This is a genomic window from Legionella drozanskii LLAP-1 (assembly GCF_001467585.1).
Taxonomy (GTDB): domain Bacteria; phylum Pseudomonadota; class Gammaproteobacteria; order Legionellales; family Legionellaceae; genus Tatlockia; species Tatlockia drozanskii.
This window is the reverse complement of sequence record NZ_LNXY01000003.1, coordinates 166,483-183,915: the sequence shown is the minus strand read 5'-3', so window position 1 is coordinate 183,915 and position 17,433 is coordinate 166,483. Positions and strand designations below refer to the sequence as shown.

Below are 17,433 nucleotides of genomic sequence, written 5' to 3'. Positions count from 1 at the left end.
TAAACGTCATATTAGTTATCCTCATTGATGTCGTTGAGCCAGATGAGAGTAGCCATTCTACCCGTTTGCGCTTCACGGCGATAGGAATAAAAGGCATTTTTTTGCTCAAAAGTACATATATTTGATTGATAAACAGCTAAAATGCCTAAGGAGTTGAGTACTAACTCAGCTAGCAGCGACAAATTAGCAAGCCATTTTTCTCCTTTTGGTTGAAATCCCTTGGATGCAAAAGAATAACGATTATGATAAGCATCCAGCACTTCACCGCCCACTTCATAACAGGATTGACAAATTGCTGGGCCAATCCAGGCCATGAGTTGTTCAGGAGAACTTTGCATTTTATTAAGCGTATTTTCAATTACGCCATTAACTAAACCGCGCCAACCTGAGTGAATAGCCGCGATTTCTGTACCCTGTTTGTTACAGAGCATAATTGGTAAGCAATCAGCCGTCATGATTGCTAATGGATGAGCCGATGAACGGGTAACGGCAGCATCTGCTGTGCGATTTTTGTCTTCTTCAACAACAACACAGTGATTAGAATGAATTTGCTCTAACCACTCAGGTTCTTTGGGAAGTTTTAATGCAGCAACGAGGCTTTGGCGATTGGTCCGTACTGCGGTTTCATCATCTCCAACATGAAGACCTAGGTTATTCGCGTCATAAGGAGCCTTACTGAGACCAGGAGTTCTCATAGTCGTTAAGGCGCTGACATTGGGAGGCGTAGGCCAACTAGCGTATAGGTTAGTCACTATGATCATCCAAAGCATGTATAAGTGATTGGAAATCATCCGGTAAATTTGCTTCAAATGTCAAAGTTTCTTCAGTTTCCGGATGGGTAAAAGATAATCGACAGGCATGCAAAGCTTGTCGGTGAAATTGTTTAAATAAATCTCTCAGTTCCTCAGTCGCATCAGCAGGAAAGCGCATTCTACCGCCATAGAGTGGATCACCCACAACCGGATGGTTAATATGAGCCATGTGAACACGAATCTGATGGGTGCGTCCGGTCATAAGCTGTACATTGAGGAGAGTAAAATCATGGTATTGTTTGCGAATCGAATAGAGAGTGATTGCTTCTCTTCCTTGCGCGCAGACAGCCATTTTTAAACGATTTCTTGGATGCCTCCCATAAAAGGTATTGATTTCACCGCCGGAAATCAAATGACCTTGGACCAGTGTCAAGTAGTTACGTTGCACTTCACGCGCTTGCATTTGGCGAATGAGATTAGTATGGGCGGTTAAAGTTTTGGCAACCACTAGTAAACCTGTTGTGTCCTTATCCAATCTGTGGATGATTCCTGCTCGCGGTAAATGTTGTAGGCTTGAAGAATGATGGAGTAAGGCATTGACTAAAGTGTGTTCACGATTACCGGCTCCTGGATGTACAACTAGGCCGGCAGGCTTATTGACAACAAGTACTTGCTCGTCTTCATAAATAATAGTCAATGGAATCGCTTCTGGAAGATAAGATTCTCCAGAATCGGTCTCATTAAAATCCACCATTAGCTTAATTTCTTCGCCACCCATAACCTTATCTTTTGGCCTAGCTTGGGTATGATTTAAAGTAATAGCACCTTCTTTTAACCACGCACTTAATTGTGAACGAGAGTAATCAGGAAATAGTTGCGCGAGGACCACATCTAGTCTTTGGCCATGGTATTCGCGCGGGATAAGGGTTTGTTTCGAAATAGTATCAGTCATATCAAGCAGTGATTAATTCATCCTCAGTTAATCTGCCACGCAGAGAGTTAGGTAAAGATTCGTTAATATGAACCTTCGCAAAATTGCCAATTAACGAAGGAGGACCGTCAAAATTGACTACACGATTGCATTCAGTTCGACCTGATAATTGCTGTGAATTCTTTTTCGACTTGCCTGTAACTAAAATTCGCTGAGTACTACCTACCATGGCTTGGCTATAGCGAGAGGCTTGCAAAAGAAGTCTGTTTTGTAAAATTTGAAGTCTTTGTTTTTTTAAATCCATGGGTGTTTCGTCAGGTAAATTTGCGGCAGGTGTTCCTGGGCGCGCACTGTAAATGAAGCTGAACGAGGTATCAAAGCCCATTTCATGGACTAGATCCATCGTTTCTTGAAAGTCTTCATCAGTTTCACCTGGAAATCCAACGATTATATCCGTTGAAAGACGAATATCCGGTCTTATTTTTCGCAATTTACGAATTTTAGACTTAAATTCCATTGTCGTATAGCCACGCTTCATCATCGATAGAATCTTATCTGAACCACTTTGTACCGGAAGATGAAGATGATTTGCCAGTTTAGGTACTTCAGCATAAGCGTTAATTAAATTATCGGAGAACGCGAGTGGATGCGAAGTAGTAAAGCGAATCCGCCCTATATTTTCTATGGCTGCTAGATACTGGATTAATAAAGCTAAGTCAGCAATATCGCCATTGTTCATAGTGCCGCGATAATCATTAACGTTTTGACCGAGAAGATTAATTTCACGTACCCCTTGAGCAGCTAATTGGAAACATTCTGCTAATACATCATCAAATGGCCGGCTTATTTCTTCACCGCGAGTATAAGGAACGACGCAATAACTGCAATATTTACTACAACCCTCCATAATCGAGACAAAGGCCACTGGTCCTTCAGCACGCGGCGCGGGGAGGTGATCAAATTTTTCAATTTCAGGAAAGCTAATATCCACCACTGGTTTTTTTGTTTCTAAGCGCTCATTAAGCAATGCTGGTAGGCGATGAAGCGTTTGTGGACCGAAAACCAGATCAACAAACGGTGCACGTTTGATGATATCTGCACCTTCCAGACTCGCCACACAACCGCCAACACCAATGACTACATTCGGGTTGTTCTTTTTATATTCACGCCATTGCCCTAGTTGTGAAAACACTTTTTCTTGTGCTTTTTCACGAATAGAGCAAGTATTTAATAAGATCACATCTGCTTCTTCGACGTTGTCAGTTTTTTCTAAGCCATGCGATTGCAATAATACTTCAGCCATTTTGGATGAATCGTATTCATTCATTTGGCAGCCATTTGTTTTGATAAAGAGTTTTTTTGCCATAATTATCTACTTCTAAAAATCAACAATTTTTTATTAGGTTCTAGTTCTATTGAAGAAATAGTGGGCTGGGCCCCATACTTCTTCTAATTGAACTGCTATTATCATCCTTGCACACTCTGACAGTAAGTCTCTTTGATACGAGGTAAAATAACTAAGGAAATTAAGATACCCAAAGGTAGTATGGCCAATGCGATATGGTAAGCTTCCAAAGGATATACTCGTACTTTATCAACCACTTCACCTTTCCACATGGTATCTAAAATAAGACCAACGATTGGTTGAGCAAGCGCGATACCAACCATATTCATCATGTTCATAAAACTTAATCCAGTAGCAACATAACGTTTATTACACAATTCTTTAGCTACTGCAAAAGCAGGAAGAAATGCTGCTGAGAAAATACCAAAGAAAAAAAGTAACAACTGCATTATTATGCCAGATTTCATTGGCGCGTAAATAAAAAGCAAACTTGTGAATAAGGCCCCAATACTTGCGATATACATCGGTGGTTTTCTAAGACCAATACGGTTAGAAAAAATCCCCCATAGAGGACTAGCAATTGCCCAACCAACAAAAACTAAAGAAATATAGTTGGCAGCAGTTGCTTTGGCCAAATTCATTTTAAACATCAAAAAAGGAACACCCCATAAACCGCAAAATACTGGTGTTGTCATGTACATTAAGCCACCGTAGACTGCCACTAACCAGAGTTGTTTATTCTTTATTAAAGTGAGGAGGCTACTTAAAAGTGGCTCTTCGTCGGCAGGATGATGAGCCTGATGCATCTTATTGGGAGCGTCTTTAGCGATTATAAGAATAAGGATAGCAAGGAAAAGACCGATTATGCCCATGATAATCATACTTTGGCGCCAGCCAGTCGTATCCACTAATAACGCTAGAGGGCCTTCTCCACCGATGGCTCCTAACATACCGATTGTAACCATCATTCCGGTAAGCAGAGCAAATCGTTGCGCAGGGAACCAATTAGCAGCAAGTTTCATTGAACCTACTGCCGCAAATGCTGAACCAAAGCCAATCATCAACCGTGCGACACAAGCCATAAAAAAACTGTCGGTAAGCCCGAAGGCAATTGTACTGATTGCACAAACTGTGGTTGCTAGTGTAAGTAACCGATGAGGGCCGAAACGATCCATTAATACACCACCAGGCAATTGCATGGCTGCGTAAGAATAAAAATAAATACCCGATAAAATACCTAAGGTCCGACTGGTAACAGAAAAATCTCGCATTAATTCTGTACTCATAACGGAAGGGGACACTTGAAGCAAGCATTCATAAAAATAGAAAAGACATCCTAACCCCCATACTATCCAAGGTATGGCTCCATGTGATGTGGACTGGGTTTCTGTCGAAGATTGCTCGCTGCTGTAAGTCATTGACTCTAATGCTCCCTATTTTACTTGTTTAGGCTAAAACGAATAGGAAAAAGTAAAATCTTAACATCTTGGTTACTAATTGTCTATTCTGTGTTCAAGGTATTAAGGTGAATATACGCTATTAAAAACAAGGAGGAAATAAGTCTTAGGCGGTTTAAGACGTTTTTTTTCATTTAGACTTCCACATAGAACTTAGATAATACTTTATGCATTATTGAGTTCCAAAATTAATCCCCAATAGCTACAATTTGGTGTATGATAAATCAATAGCTCATAATTTTTTTGACTCACTGCAGACGATGACTTAGATACTGGACGCTTAAGAGTAAAAATTGATTTCCTTTGCTAAGGAGGTAATATGATTGTAGAGATTTTATCAAGAGTACAATTTGCATTTAGCATTGGCTTTCATATTCTATTTCCCACCCTCAACCTAGGTTTGGCAGTTTTTTTAGTCATCATGGAAGCGGTATGGTTGAAAACCCGCAACCCTGTTTATCAAACAATTTGTAAGTTTTGGACTAAAATTTTTGCGCTCACTTTTGGGATGGGCGTGGTGTCAGGGATTGTTCTAGCCTATCAAATTGGTACCAATTTCGGACCTTTCATCGCACAATTTGGTAATGTACTCGGGGCATTATTCGCCTATGAAACATTAACGGCATTCTTTTTAGAAGCAGGATTTCTCGGGATCATGCTTTTTGGCTGGAAACGTGTACCGCCTTCATTACATTTTACCGCAACTCTTTTAGTAACGATTGGAACAACAATTTCAGCTTTTTGGATACTTGCAGCCAATTCTTGGATGCAAACTCCAAATGGTTACGAAATTATTAATGGAAAGTACATCGTTTCAGACTGGTGGAATGTTGTTTTTAATCCCTCTTTTATTCCCCGTTTTATTCATATGGTTTTAGCGTCATATATCACATCTTCTTTTGTTATTGCTGGTGTTGCAAGTTATTTTCTACTAAAAAACAAACATGTTAAGGTTGCAATGACTTGTCTGTCATTTGCTATGTGGGCTGCTTTAATTCTCGTTCCTTTACAGATTTTCATGGGCGATGAGGTTGGTTTGATGGTCTATAAACATCAACCCCTCAAAACCGCTGCAATGGAAGCTAATTGGACAACTCAGAAAGGTGCGCCTTTAGTGCTATTTGCCTGGCCTTCTCAAGAAAAGCAAGAAAATGAATATGAAATTTCTATTCCAAAATTAGCGAGTTTAATTAATACACATGAATGGGAGGGCGAATTATTAGGCCTGAACTCAGTTCCTAAAGACGATCAGCCCCATGTTGCGCCTGTATTTTTCTCATTCAGAATTATGGTAGGAATAGGTTTATTAATGCTAGGCATTGCCATTCTGGCTTTGCTCCTGCGCATGAGGAAAGCTCTTTATTCATCCCGAATTTTCCACCAATTGTGTCTAGGGATTGCACCTTTGGGATTTGTTGCCACCATTGCAGGATGGTTGACCGCAGAAATTGGTCGGCAACCTTGGGTGGTGTACAACCTTATGAAAACAAAAGACGCAGTCTCTGCTGTGGGCATGGAAGAAGTAATTATTTCCATGGTGCTGCTTATCTTAGCTTATGGCGTGGTATTTAGTTTTTATTTGTATTATCTATTTAAATTGATTCGTCTTGGTCCTTTAGAACTTGATAAGAATGATAGCGAACATCACTTATTCCAATATATGACCGATGAGGGAGAACATTAATGCTTCCGTTTATATTTGCTGGTTTATTAGCTTTTATTGTCATCATGTATGTTGTTCTCGACGGTTTCGATTTAGGAATCGGCATTTTATTTCCTTTTACCGGGAGCGAACGAGAGCGTGATCGCATGATGAATTCCGTCGCTCCAGTGTGGGATGGTAATGAAACCTGGCTAGTATTTGGAGGAGCAATGCTCTATGGCGCTTTTCCTTTGGTATATGGTTTATTATTACCTATTCTCTATATGCCAATCATGTTAATGGTAACGGCATTAATTTTTCGCGGCGTCAGTTTTGAGTTTCGCTTTAAAGCCGATACCTCAAAAACCTTATGGAATTGGTTATTTTCGATTAGTTCAGTTGCCGCAGCGTTCTTTCAAGGAGTTATATTAGGTTGTTTCGTGAAAGGTTTTCCAATTAACGAAGCCTCTTTAACTATTAACGATACAAATTGGTTAAGCCCCTTTAGTTTTCTTACTGGTATTGCTTTAGTCTGTGGTTATGGGCTGCTGGGGGCAACTTGGATGATCATCAAATCAGAAGGTCGGCTACAGCGTAAAATGGTGCATTATGCGAAAGGTTTGCTTGTTTTAGTGAGCCTATTTTTGGTGTTTGTCAGCATTTGGACGCCCTTGCATAGCGTTGAAATATTTAATCGCTGGTATAGTTTTCCCAATATATTGCTGCTCTCTCCTTTACCACTAATCACTGCAGTTATGGTTTTTTTGACGTGGAGAAGTTTGAAAAAAGGGGATGAGCTTAAACCCTTTATTTTCAGTATTATTATCTTTTTGTGTTCCTATTGTGGGATTGCTGTCAGTGTTTATCCTTATTTGATTCCACATGAAATTACTTTATGGGAAGGGGCGGCACCTAATTCAACTTTGATTTTTATTTTAGTCGGGGTGGCCATTATGCTACCTGTTCTCCTTGCTTATACCATGTACGCTTATCATCTATTCCGAGGTAAAACTGGTGAGGGCTATCATTAACATCCTAGGTGAACAACCCCTGGTTTAATGAGTTCGTTTTGTGGTATATAGCATTTTTTAAATTATGATCCAATTTTCACTGTAGGATGTTGAGGTTATGCAGACCGGAGCGGTTTTTTATACGATTTTCTTAATTTTTGCTGGAGCAGCTATTTTCTCCACGTTGGTGCTTTACACCAAACAATCGCTGCTGGTGGCATATATTCTTTTAGGAGCTGCTTTAGGTCCATGGGGAATGCAACTCGTTTCTGATGTTGAAGTGGTTCAGCAAGTAGGGGATATTGGTATTGTATTCCTACTGTTTTTATTAGGTCTGCATTTACAACCTCAAAATTTACTACACATGTTAAAGAAAATCACGTGGATTGCGGTAGTCAGTTCCATTTTATTTGCTGTTATTGCCTATTTGATTGGACGTTGGTTTGGTCTTGATGTTACCGAATCTTGGATTTTGGGTGCTTCGATGATGTTTTCGAGTACCATTATTGGACTTAAATTATTACCCACAACGATCTTGCATCATCAACATACTGGTGAAGTAATGATAAGTGTTCTGTTAATGCAAGACGTTATTGCGATTATTGTTTTGATCTTAATTAATGGGGCGCAACAAAGTCATGGCTTTTCCTGGAATGATCTCATACTAGTTGGCATCGCTTTACCTGCATTATCTCTTTTTGCTTTCGCTGTTGAGCGATATATACTTGTCAAATTACTGGCTCGTTTTGATAGGACCCAAGAGTATGTCTTTCTCCTCTCAATTGGTTGGTGTTTAGGCATGTCATTTTTAGCACAAAAACTTGGGTTATCTGAGGACATCGGTGCGTTTGTGGCAGGCGTTGCGCTAGCTGCCAGTCCAATTTCTCTTTACATTGCCGAAAGTTTAAAGCCCTTGCGTGACTTCTTCTTAGTCATGTTTTTCTTTTCAATCGGTGCTACTTTTAATTTTGGATTTGCGGCGCAGGTGGTTATACCGGCCTGTATATTGTCGTTTTTAATGTTGCTAATTAAACCTCTTCTATTCAGATTCTTGCTTATTCGGTCAGGAGAGAAAAAGCCTGTGGCCAAAGAAGTTGGGTTACGCTTAGGGCAAGCAAGTGAGTTCTCTCTTTTGGTAGCAAGTATTGCAATGAGTACTAAGTTAATTTCCGAGGTTGCTTCTAACTTAATTCAAGCAACAACAATTTTAACTTTTATCGTCTCATCTTATTTAGTGGTGTTGAAGTATCCAACACCAATCGCTTTGTCTGACAAAATGCGTAAGGATTGAAAATGAAACTGCTTGTTATTATTTTGAGCTTGTTAAGTGAAAGGTATTTAGTGCATGCAGTATCACATCTGCGCTTTAATTGGTTTCCTGCTTATTTTAATACAATTTATCAGCGGCTTCCCAAGTCCCACCAACTTTTAAGTCAGACACTGATTCTACTGGCTATTGTATTACCGCTGGCTATTATCTGCGCTATACTTCTGTATATTTTTGACCACATTTTATTCGGTTTTATTGGCTTTTTACTAAACCTAGCTATTTTTTACTATTGTTTAGGCCCCGCAAACCCCTTCTATCCTGTCAGAGAAGATACGGATGCAGAGCATAGTGAGCTGGCTGTGGGGGATTATTTTGCAAAGGCCAATGGTCAATTATTTGCAGTTATTTTTTGGTATATCGTATTTGGTACTTTGGGTGCCCTCATTTATCGCCTGATTTCTCTATGCCGAACGCAGGGTGCAACTGCCCAATTAGCGACCCAGGTAACTAATATTCTTGATTGGATACCAGCTCGAATTACTGTAATTCTTTATTTGCTAGTAGGTAATTTTCAACGAGGCTTGCATTTCTTCAGACAAAAATTTCTATCTTCCCCTGAGAATAATGATATATTTTTGAGTGAAGGCGGATTATTGGCTGCACGTACAACTGAGACTGAACCCGTGCAAATGTCCTACGCTGAAAGTTTAGTAGAACATGCAGTGATCGTTTATTTGGTTTTTATCGCTCTGTTTACTATAGGTGCTTTGTTATAATCACCTGTACAAAAACGCGCGAAAATAAATTTTTCATGCCTAGGTAGACCTAGAGTATCTGGAAAGCAGGTTAAATGTTTATTATAGTAAGATATCGCAGCTCATCCTTGTTAATAATATAAGAGCTAATCATGATGAATTTCATAGCCCGAGTGATATGCCCAATGGGTATAATATGCTTTAGTTGCTTATTTGCTATCTCAGGATGTATGCATCGAATGAACTCATCATGCACAACAACCTGCGAAAATAGATATCAAACTTGCAATAAAGTATGTCGTAATACTTGCTCTCAATGTACTGCTGCTGCAGGGCAATCGAGGGATAGGCATTATAATTACTATATTAATGAACAATATGTAAAAGGTGGAATGATTGCGCTTCAGTTGAATTCCTTCCGCGATCCTCTACAATGCCGCAAAGTAACTTGTAGCTGTCGGGAAGATTATCGAATTTGCATACAATCATGCGGGAGTGGTGGAAACGGCGTTATTAAAAAATATTTGGAGCATGCCCCACTTTGTAGTTAAGAGTTGTTTGGAAAATGAATTTCAAAGCAAACTCATAAGAGTTTTAGAGGAACAAATTCATGACATATGAAAACAGTAACGATATTGATCCAGTAGAAACACGCGAATGGCTTGACGCCCTACAGTCGGTGCTTGAAAGCGATGGCAACGAGCGAGCAGCTTTTCTTATCCAAGAAATAATTAATAAAGCAAACACTGAGGGCGTTGAGCTGAAAAGTTCTACCAATACGCCTTATCGCAATACCATAAAAACCTATGAAGAAAAACAATTACCGCCCGATGAAGGTCTCGGCAGACGGATTAATGCCTTGCTTCGTTGGAACGCCGTCGCGATGGTTCTGCGAGCAGGAAAATATGCACCCGAACTAGGTGGACATATCGCTTCTTATGCATCGGCTTTGACTCTGTATGAAACAGGATTTAATTATTTTTTCAAAGGACCTAATGGACCGCATGGTGGAGACCTTGTTTATATTCAAGGCCATTCTGCACCAGGTATTTATGCTCGCGCCTTTCTTGAAGGTCGTTTATCTGAGGAACAGCTAAAGAATTTTAGACAAGAAGTTGAGGTTGATGGGTTATCTTCATATCCACATCCTTGGTTGATGGGCGACTTTTGGCAATTTCCGACCGTATCGATGGGATTAGGCCCGCTGCAAGCAATTTATCAAGCCCGATTTCTTAAGTACCTTGAAAATCGCGGTTTAATCAAAGCGGAAGGGCGCAAGGTTTGGGCTTTTCTTGGTGATGGTGAAATGGATGAGCCTGAATCAGTAGGTGCTTTATCGATCGCAGCGCGTGAAAAGTTAGATAATTTAATTTTCGTAGTGAATTGTAATTTACAGCGACTCGATGGCCCTGTGCGCGGAAATGGCAAAATTATCCAAGAGCTAGAGGGATTATTCCGGGGCGCAGGCTGGAACGTTATTAAAGTGATTTGGGGTGGACGTTGGGATTCTCTCTTTGCTCGAGATCAGAATGGTCTGATGCAAAAGCGCATGCAAGAGTGCGTCGATGGCGACTATCAAGCTTACAAAGCGAATGATGGCGCCTATGTGCGAGAACATTTTTTCGGCCAATATCCTGAATTGAAAAAGATGGTAGAGAATATGTCAGATGAAGACATCTGGCGCTTAAATCGTGGTGGTCACGATCCACAAAAGGTTTATGCAGCTTATGCCCAAGCGGTTGAGCACACAGGCAATCCTACAGTTATCCTTGCTAAAACGATTAAAGGCTATGGTATGGGTGCTGCAGGTGAGGGACAAAATATTACTCACCAGCAAAAGAAAATGACAATCGAACAATTACGTGCATTCCGTGATCGATTTAGTATTCCAATTAGCGATGACAAAATTACAGAAATTCCATTCTATCGTCCTGATGACGATAGTCCAGAAATTCGCTATATACAAAAACAACGTGAATCATTAGGCGGTTATTTACCCCAACGTAATACTGAGTTCGCTCCGATGAAAGTGCCTGATTTATCGACTTTTTCTGCGGTTACTAAAAGTTCAGGCGATCGAGAAATTTCTACTACCATGGCTTTTGTACGCATACTCTCCGCGTTATTGAAAGATAAAGAATTGGGACCCAAAATTGTTCCGATTGTTCCTGATGAGTGCCGTACTTTTGGTATGGAAGGTTTGTTCCGCCAAATCGGTATTTATTCGCCTGTGGGACAGTTGTATACCCCGGTTGATCATGAGCAAGTCATGTATTATCGCGAAGCCAAAGACGGTCAAATTCTTGAGGAAGGAATTAACGAAGCCGGTGCTTTTTGCTCCTGGATGGCGGCCGCAACTTCTTATAGTTCTAATAAGTTAGCGATGATTCCTTTCTATATTTATTACTCGATGTTTGGTTTCCAGCGCATTGGTGATTTGGCTTGGGCAGCTGGCGACATGCAAGCACGTGGTTTCTTGTTAGGAGGAACTGCAGGCCGCACCACCTTGGCAGGAGAAGGATTGCAGCATCAGGATGGACATAGCCATCTTATGGCCTCAACTATTCCAAATTGTAAATCTTATGATCCTACCTATGCTTATGAGCTTGCTGTCATTATTCAAGACGGTCTTTATCGTATGTATGAAAAGCAAGAAAATGTGTTTTATTACATCACTGTAATGAACGAAAACTATACCCATCCTGACATGCCAAAAGGTGTGGAAGAAGGCATCATCAAAGGGATGTATCTTTTACAAGAAAAGAAAAAGAAATCCAAAAAACATGTTCAATTACTAGGAAGTGGAACTATTTTACGTGAAGCCATTGAAGCGGCAAGAATGCTTGAAGAGGATTATGGTGTAACAGCTGATATCTGGAGTGTAACCAGCTTTACTGAGTTGAGACGTGATGGTTTATCTGCCGAACGCCATAATCGCATGCATCCTGAAGCTAAACCACGTCAAGCCTATGTGACTGAACTTCTAGCTGACCGTAATGGACCTATTATTGCAGCGACTGATTATATGCGTCTGTATGCAGATCAAATCAGGCCTTTTATTTCAGCGCCATTCACTACTTTAGGGACGGATGGTTATGGCCGTAGCGATACGCGTAAACAATTACGACATTTCTTTGAAGTGGATGCAAAGTTTATTGCTCTAGCAGCTGTAGAGGCTTTGGTACGACAAGGTGAAATGCCTAAATCAACTCTCACGGATGCGATGAAGCGTTATAACATTAACAGTGAGAAACAGGATCCTGTGACTCACTGATTGCTTGTAATTAATGTTACTTAAACACTTAAGAGAGAGGTTAGGGCAAGGCCCAAACTACGTAACTTAGAGGGCTCTTCCGTGGGGTCTTGCCCTCTTACGATTATTTAAGACTGCATTGTGTATCTATTGCAGTTTACCTGTTTGCTGAGGATAAATATGGCTGATGAGATTAAAATTAAAATCCCCGATATTGGTGGCGCGACAGATGTTGATGTCATTGAAATTATGGTTAAACCAGGGGATGAGATTAAAAAAGATGCTTCGTTGCTCACTCTTGAGTCAGATAAAGCAAGCATGGAAATTCCCTCACCTCAAGCGGGTAAAGTGAGCTCTGTTAAATTGAAGGTGGGTGATAAAGTTTCTGAAGGTGATGTTATTCTAACCTTAGCGGCAGGGCAGTCAGAAGCAGAAACAACGCAACCCAAGGCTGCTGAAGAAAAAAAAGCGGAAAATGAACCTGAGAAAAAAACAGCGAAAGAATCAGAAAAACCTGTTGAAAGGAGTAGTGGAGTTCAGCAACGTCATGAGGTTCGTATTCCAGATATAGGTGGTGTAACGGACGTAGATGTCATCGATATCATGGTGAGTGTAGGACAGAAAATTAACAAGGATCAATCGCTGATCACGCTGGAAGGCGACAAAGCAACCATGGATATCCCCGCTCCAGCAGCAGGAGTTATTAAAGAGATTTTGGTGAAGGTAGGTGATAAAGTTTCAGAAAACAGTCCTATTTTAATTCTCGAATCTGAAGAAGAAATTACCACTAAACCAACTCCAAAGCCCTCTGTTGCACAAGACGAAAAACCGACGCAAGAAGATAAGCCAGAAGCTCAAGTGCCTGTATCCCGCCCAGCGGTTGAAAGAACCTCAGGCGCTCAGGTTTCAGCTGGTCCTGCGGTCCGACGTATAGCTCGTGAATTTGGGGTGAATTTATCTGAGGTGAAGGGCTCGGGCCGAAAATCAAGAATTACTAAAGAAGACGTTCAGCTTTATGTGAAGACTAAGTTAAGTGAGAAGCAAACTGGCAGTGGATTTTCACTGCCTACAGCAGCTGCTATTGATTTTAGTAAATTTGGTGAGATTGAAGTTAAACCTTTAAATAAAATCAAACGATTAACTGGGGTCAATGTTCATCGTTCTTGGATAACCATTCCTCACGTCACTCAATTTGACGAAGCAGACATTACAGAACTTGAGGCTTTTAGAAAATCCGAAACTGACAGCTCTAAACAGGCTGGTTATAAGTTAACAATCTTAGCTTTTGTGACCAAGGTTGTTGCAAAAGCATTGGCTGTTTATCCTCAGTTTAATGCCTCTTTGGATTCGTCTGGTGAAAACCTAATTTATAAGCATTATTACCATATTGGTATAGCGGTTGAAACGCCGAATGGCTTGGTTGTTCCAGTCATAAAAAATGTGGATCAGCTATCTGTAGGCGATATAGCACTTGAGATGGCAAGATTGAGCGCCAAAGCCCGTGAAAAAGGATTGATGCCGGCTGATATGACTGGTGGTTGTTTTACCATATCAAGCTTAGGTGGAATTGGTGGTACCGCATTTACCCCGATTGTAAATAGTCCAGAAGTGGCGATTCTAGGCCTTTCTCGCTCAAGTATGAAACCTGTCTATGAGCAAGGGGAGTTTAAGCCCCGTTTAATGCTACCTTTATCACTTTCTTATGATCATCGAGTCATTGATGGTGCAGAGGCTGCTCGCTTTGCGCGATTTATTAGTGAATCGCTGAGTGATCTACGACGAATATTATTGTGAAGGATACTTGCTTAAGCCCCTCAATAGGGTTGCTTGGGCATTCTGTAAATAAAGATTAGTAAATTAATGAGGCATGTGATGACTGGAAATATTAAAACTGAAGTAGTGGTCTTAGGTAGTGGTCCTGGTGGTTATTCCGCAGCATTTCGCGCTGCAGATTTAGGCAAAAAAGTCGTGTTGGTGGAGCGTTTTGATTCATTAGGCGGTGTCTGCTTAAACGTGGGCTGTATTCCATCAAAAGCCTTGTTACATATTGCTAAGGTTGTTGACGAAGCTCATGAAATGGCTGACCAAGGCGTTAGTTTTGCTAAGCCCACATTAGATAGCAAAAAAATTGTTGCCTGGAAAAATTCTGTTGTTAGCAAACTCACTGGTGGTTTAAAAATTTTAGCTAAACAGCGAAAAGTGGAAGTAATTACAGGTGTGGGCATGTTTTCAGGAACACATCAAGTAACTGTACAAGGAAAAGATGGAACTACTACTATCGATTTCGAAAACGCCATTATTGCAGTGGGCAGTGAATCAATTCATCTTCCTTTTATTCCAGAAGATCCACGCATTTTCACCTCAACGGGTGCTTTGGAATTAGCTGACATCAAGGGCAGTTTAATGGTCTTAGGTGGTGGAATTATCGGTTTAGAAATGGCCACTGTTTATTCAGCTTTGGGTGTTGATGTGACTGTTGTTGAGTTTATGGATCAACTTATTCCCGGGGCCGATGCTGATTTGGTCAATGTTTTACAAAAACGAATGACTAAAAAAGGCGTGAAATTCTTACTAAAGACCAAAGTAACTGCCATGCAAGCTAAAAAAGATGGAATTTATGTCGCAATGGAAGGAGAGCATGCTACTGATAAGCCTATCTGTTTTCAACAAGTGCTTTACTGCGTAGGTAGAAAGGCAAATGGTGGCGCAATTGATGCTGATAAAGCGGGTATTAGAGTTGACGAGCGTGGTTTTATTAAAGTTGATAATCAATTGAGAACTAATGTTCCCCACATCTATGCTATTGGTGATGTTATCGGTCAACCTATGCTCGCTCATAAAGCGATTCCTGAGGGTCGTCTTGCAGCAGAAGTTATAGCGGGTAAAAAACACTATTTTGAACCTAAATGTATACCATCTGTTGCCTATACTGATCCAGAAATTGCTTGGACTGGTTTGACTGAAAAGGAAGCAAAGGAAAAGGGAATTAGCTATGAAAAATCAGTTTTCCCTTGGATTGCAAGTGGTCGGGCTTTAAGCATGGGGCGAGAAGAGGGAATGACGAAACTTCTTTTTGATCCAAAAAGTAAACGTCTCCTCGGTGCAGGAATTGTGGGAGTGAACGCAGGAGATTTAATCACTGAAGCCTCTTTAGCCATTGAAATGGAATGCGATGTAGAAGATATTGCTTTAACTATTCATCCTCATCCAACACTATCTGAACCAATGGGCTTAGCTGCGGAGATTTTTGAAGGAACCATCACTGATCTGTATATGCCTAAGAAGAAAAAGGAATAATTTTCCTAAACTGGTAGTCAAATGGGTAGATGTAGCCTGGTTGCGTGCAACAGGCTACAATATATCGTAGATCAACGCGGTGCTAAAAGGACAATTTGAGACCAAGATGACACCTAAGATACGCCTAATGCTGCAGAATGATATCGATAATGTGTATGACATTGAAAAATCAACACATCGTGCCCCGTGGGGCCGTGATATTTTAAGCGATTGCGTATTAGTGGGTTATGATTGCCGTGTCCTAGAGTTACCAAACGATGACAGTACAAAAATAATTGGTTATATTATCAGCCGCTATAGTTTTAATGTTTGTCATATCCTAAATCTATGCGTTAGCTTTGCTTATCAAGGTAGAGGCTACGGCCAATTGCTTTTAAAATCAGTGCTTGATCCACTAAGTAATAATAAAGCTATCAATACCGTGATTCTAGAAGTACGCCCCAGCAACACTGCAGCTATTGCTTTATATGAAAAGTTTGGCTTTAATCAAGTATCCATCAAAAAAGGCTACTACAATGATGGTGATCGACTTGAAGATGCAATTTTGCTGAAGAAAATGCTTTAATTATGGCTTCCTAGCTGGCTTCCGCTCCCTAAGTGGTCCAAATCTTACACTGACCCTCAACTACTTTGGGAAAAGAATTAAATTGCTTCAACCTTTGTCTTAAGATCACTGAATCGTCCTGTTCATTCATAGCATCCTGGGCCATTTGTAATATATAGGCCATTGAATTTAATTTATTGGCATAGACTTCAATTTTCTCTATGGTTGCTAAAATATCATCTTTAATGAGGCAGCTTTCTTGAGTATAGGGATTAATAATGCTTCCGCCAAAGCCATAGCGGCAAGCTTGAAAGCGATTGTAACCGTAGACATAATACAGATCAGGTATAATCTCATCCGGTTTTTCTTCTATTAGATAGAGTGACAAAGCTTGAATATAAGCTGCGATAACGGCTGCTTTTTTAATCGTGAGCGGAGTATCGCATATTCTTACTTCTACGGTACCAAACTCAGGTTTAGGTCGAATATCCCAATAAAAATCTTTCATTGATTCAATGATTCCTAATCCTTTTAATTTATAAAAATAAATTGAAAATTCCTGCCAATTAGTAAGATAAGGGATGACACCGCTTAAAGGAAATGAATTAAAAACAGTTGCGCGAGAAGAATGGAATCTTGTATCTATCCCTTGGTAAAAAGGAGACGAAGCAGACATAGCAAGGAAATGCGGTATATATCGTGATAATGTATGGGTTAAGTAGATGGCATCTTCGCGATTAGCACAGCCAATATGAATATGTTGGCCAAATACTGTCGAACGTTTCGATAAATAGCGATAGTGTCGCGATAAATTTTTATAGCGCGTTGTGGGGAAGATTTTTTGTAGTGACCATTTGTGAAAAGGATGGGTACCGCCCCCACAAAAAAGCAAGTCAAATTCCTCACCAAAATTCAATAGTACGCTTTGCAGAATGTATAATTCATCAAGTAAAACATTCACTGAATGATGGATGGAAGAATTGATCTCAATCATTGATTGAGTAATTTCAGGCTTTATTTGTTTTTGATAAGTATGTTCTTTAATGTTTCTAATGAGATCTTTAGCTCTTGATGCGAGAGCGAAACTATGGGGATCTATAATTTGTAATTCTAATTCAACCCCAATTGACCCTGCCTTCGACTGCTTAAAAGGTACTGTTTTCATAATAAATATCCA

Annotated in this window: 13 protein-coding genes; 8 read left to right on the top strand and 5 right to left on the bottom strand. The window is 40.3% G+C overall.

The genetic code is table 11. From position 1 onward, the window contains the following. Positions 1–11: 11 nt before the first annotated feature. The 4 genes from pgeF to Ldro_RS01895 all read right to left on the bottom strand — a co-directional run bounded on the left by pgeF (position 12) and on the right by Ldro_RS01895 (position 4,446). Positions 12–752, bottom strand: coding sequence for a peptidoglycan editing factor PgeF (pgeF, locus tag Ldro_RS01910; protein WP_058494736.1), 741 nt, complete (start codon positions 750–752; stop codon positions 12–14). Then, positions 745–1,704 (bottom strand): 23S rRNA pseudouridine(1911/1915/1917) synthase RluD, encoded by a 960-nt coding sequence (gene rluD / locus Ldro_RS01905; RefSeq protein ID WP_058494735.1) that lies wholly within the window; start codon positions 1,702–1,704, stop codon positions 745–747. The genes pgeF and rluD overlap by 8 nt, the downstream gene beginning before the upstream one ends. 1 nt (position 1,705) lies before the next feature. Next, the gene (gene miaB / locus Ldro_RS01900) at positions 1,706–3,049 is read right to left on the bottom strand and encodes a tRNA (N6-isopentenyl adenosine(37)-C2)-methylthiotransferase MiaB (protein WP_058494734.1); all 1,344 of its coding nucleotides are present in this window, start codon (positions 3,047–3,049) and stop codon (positions 1,706–1,708) included. 101 nt (positions 3,050–3,150) lie between these two features. Beyond that, positions 3,151–4,446: an MFS transporter gene (locus Ldro_RS01895; RefSeq protein WP_058494733.1), complete on the bottom strand. Its 1,296-nt coding sequence runs from the start codon at positions 4,444–4,446 to the stop codon at positions 3,151–3,153. Between the two features lie 358 nt (positions 4,447–4,804). Between Ldro_RS01895 and Ldro_RS01890 the strand changes: the two genes are divergently transcribed. The 8 genes from Ldro_RS01890 (at position 4,805) to rimI (ending at position 16,277) form a co-directional block, all read left to right on the top strand. After that, positions 4,805–6,169: a cytochrome ubiquinol oxidase subunit I gene (locus tag Ldro_RS01890; RefSeq protein ID WP_058494732.1), complete on the top strand. Its 1,365-nt coding sequence runs from the start codon at positions 4,805–4,807 to the stop codon at positions 6,167–6,169. Continuing rightward, entirely contained in the window at positions 6,169–7,158 is a 990-nt protein-coding gene (cydB, locus tag Ldro_RS01885; protein WP_058494731.1) for a cytochrome d ubiquinol oxidase subunit II, read from the top strand. Before Ldro_RS01890 ends, cydB begins: the two co-directional genes overlap by 1 nt. Positions 7,159–7,255: 97 nt before the next feature. Beyond that, positions 7,256–8,428, top strand: a complete 1,173-nt coding sequence (locus Ldro_RS01880) for a cation:proton antiporter (RefSeq protein WP_058494730.1) — start codon at positions 7,256–7,258, stop codon at positions 8,426–8,428. A 2-nt stretch (positions 8,429–8,430) separates the two neighbouring features. Next, positions 8,431–9,183, top strand: coding sequence for a regulatory signaling modulator protein AmpE (gene ampE / locus Ldro_RS01875; protein ID WP_058494729.1), 753 nt, complete (start codon positions 8,431–8,433; stop codon positions 9,181–9,183). A gap of 589 nt (positions 9,184–9,772) precedes the next feature. Next, the gene (aceE, locus tag Ldro_RS01870; RefSeq protein WP_058494728.1) at positions 9,773–12,436 is read left to right on the top strand and encodes a pyruvate dehydrogenase (acetyl-transferring), homodimeric type; all 2,664 of its coding nucleotides are present in this window, start codon (positions 9,773–9,775) and stop codon (positions 12,434–12,436) included. A 159-nt stretch (positions 12,437–12,595) separates the two neighbouring features. After that, positions 12,596–14,209 (top strand): dihydrolipoyllysine-residue acetyltransferase, encoded by a 1,614-nt coding sequence (aceF, locus tag Ldro_RS01865; protein ID WP_058494727.1) that lies wholly within the window; start codon positions 12,596–12,598, stop codon positions 14,207–14,209. A gap of 78 nt (positions 14,210–14,287) precedes the next feature. Next, complete coding sequence (gene lpdA, locus Ldro_RS01860; RefSeq protein WP_058494726.1) at positions 14,288–15,712, top strand: dihydrolipoyl dehydrogenase; 1,425 nt, start codon at positions 14,288–14,290, stop codon at positions 15,710–15,712. A gap of 106 nt (positions 15,713–15,818) precedes the next feature. Continuing rightward, positions 15,819–16,277: a ribosomal protein S18-alanine N-acetyltransferase gene (gene rimI / locus Ldro_RS01855; protein WP_058494725.1), complete on the top strand. Its 459-nt coding sequence runs from the start codon at positions 15,819–15,821 to the stop codon at positions 16,275–16,277. A 28-nt stretch (positions 16,278–16,305) separates the two neighbouring features. On the opposite strand, the gene Ldro_RS01850 is transcribed toward rimI, so the two are convergent. Further along, positions 16,306–17,421, bottom strand: a complete 1,116-nt coding sequence (locus tag Ldro_RS01850) for a YbdK family carboxylate-amine ligase (protein ID WP_058494724.1) — start codon at positions 17,419–17,421, stop codon at positions 16,306–16,308. Between the last annotated feature and the right edge of the window lie 12 nt (positions 17,422–17,433).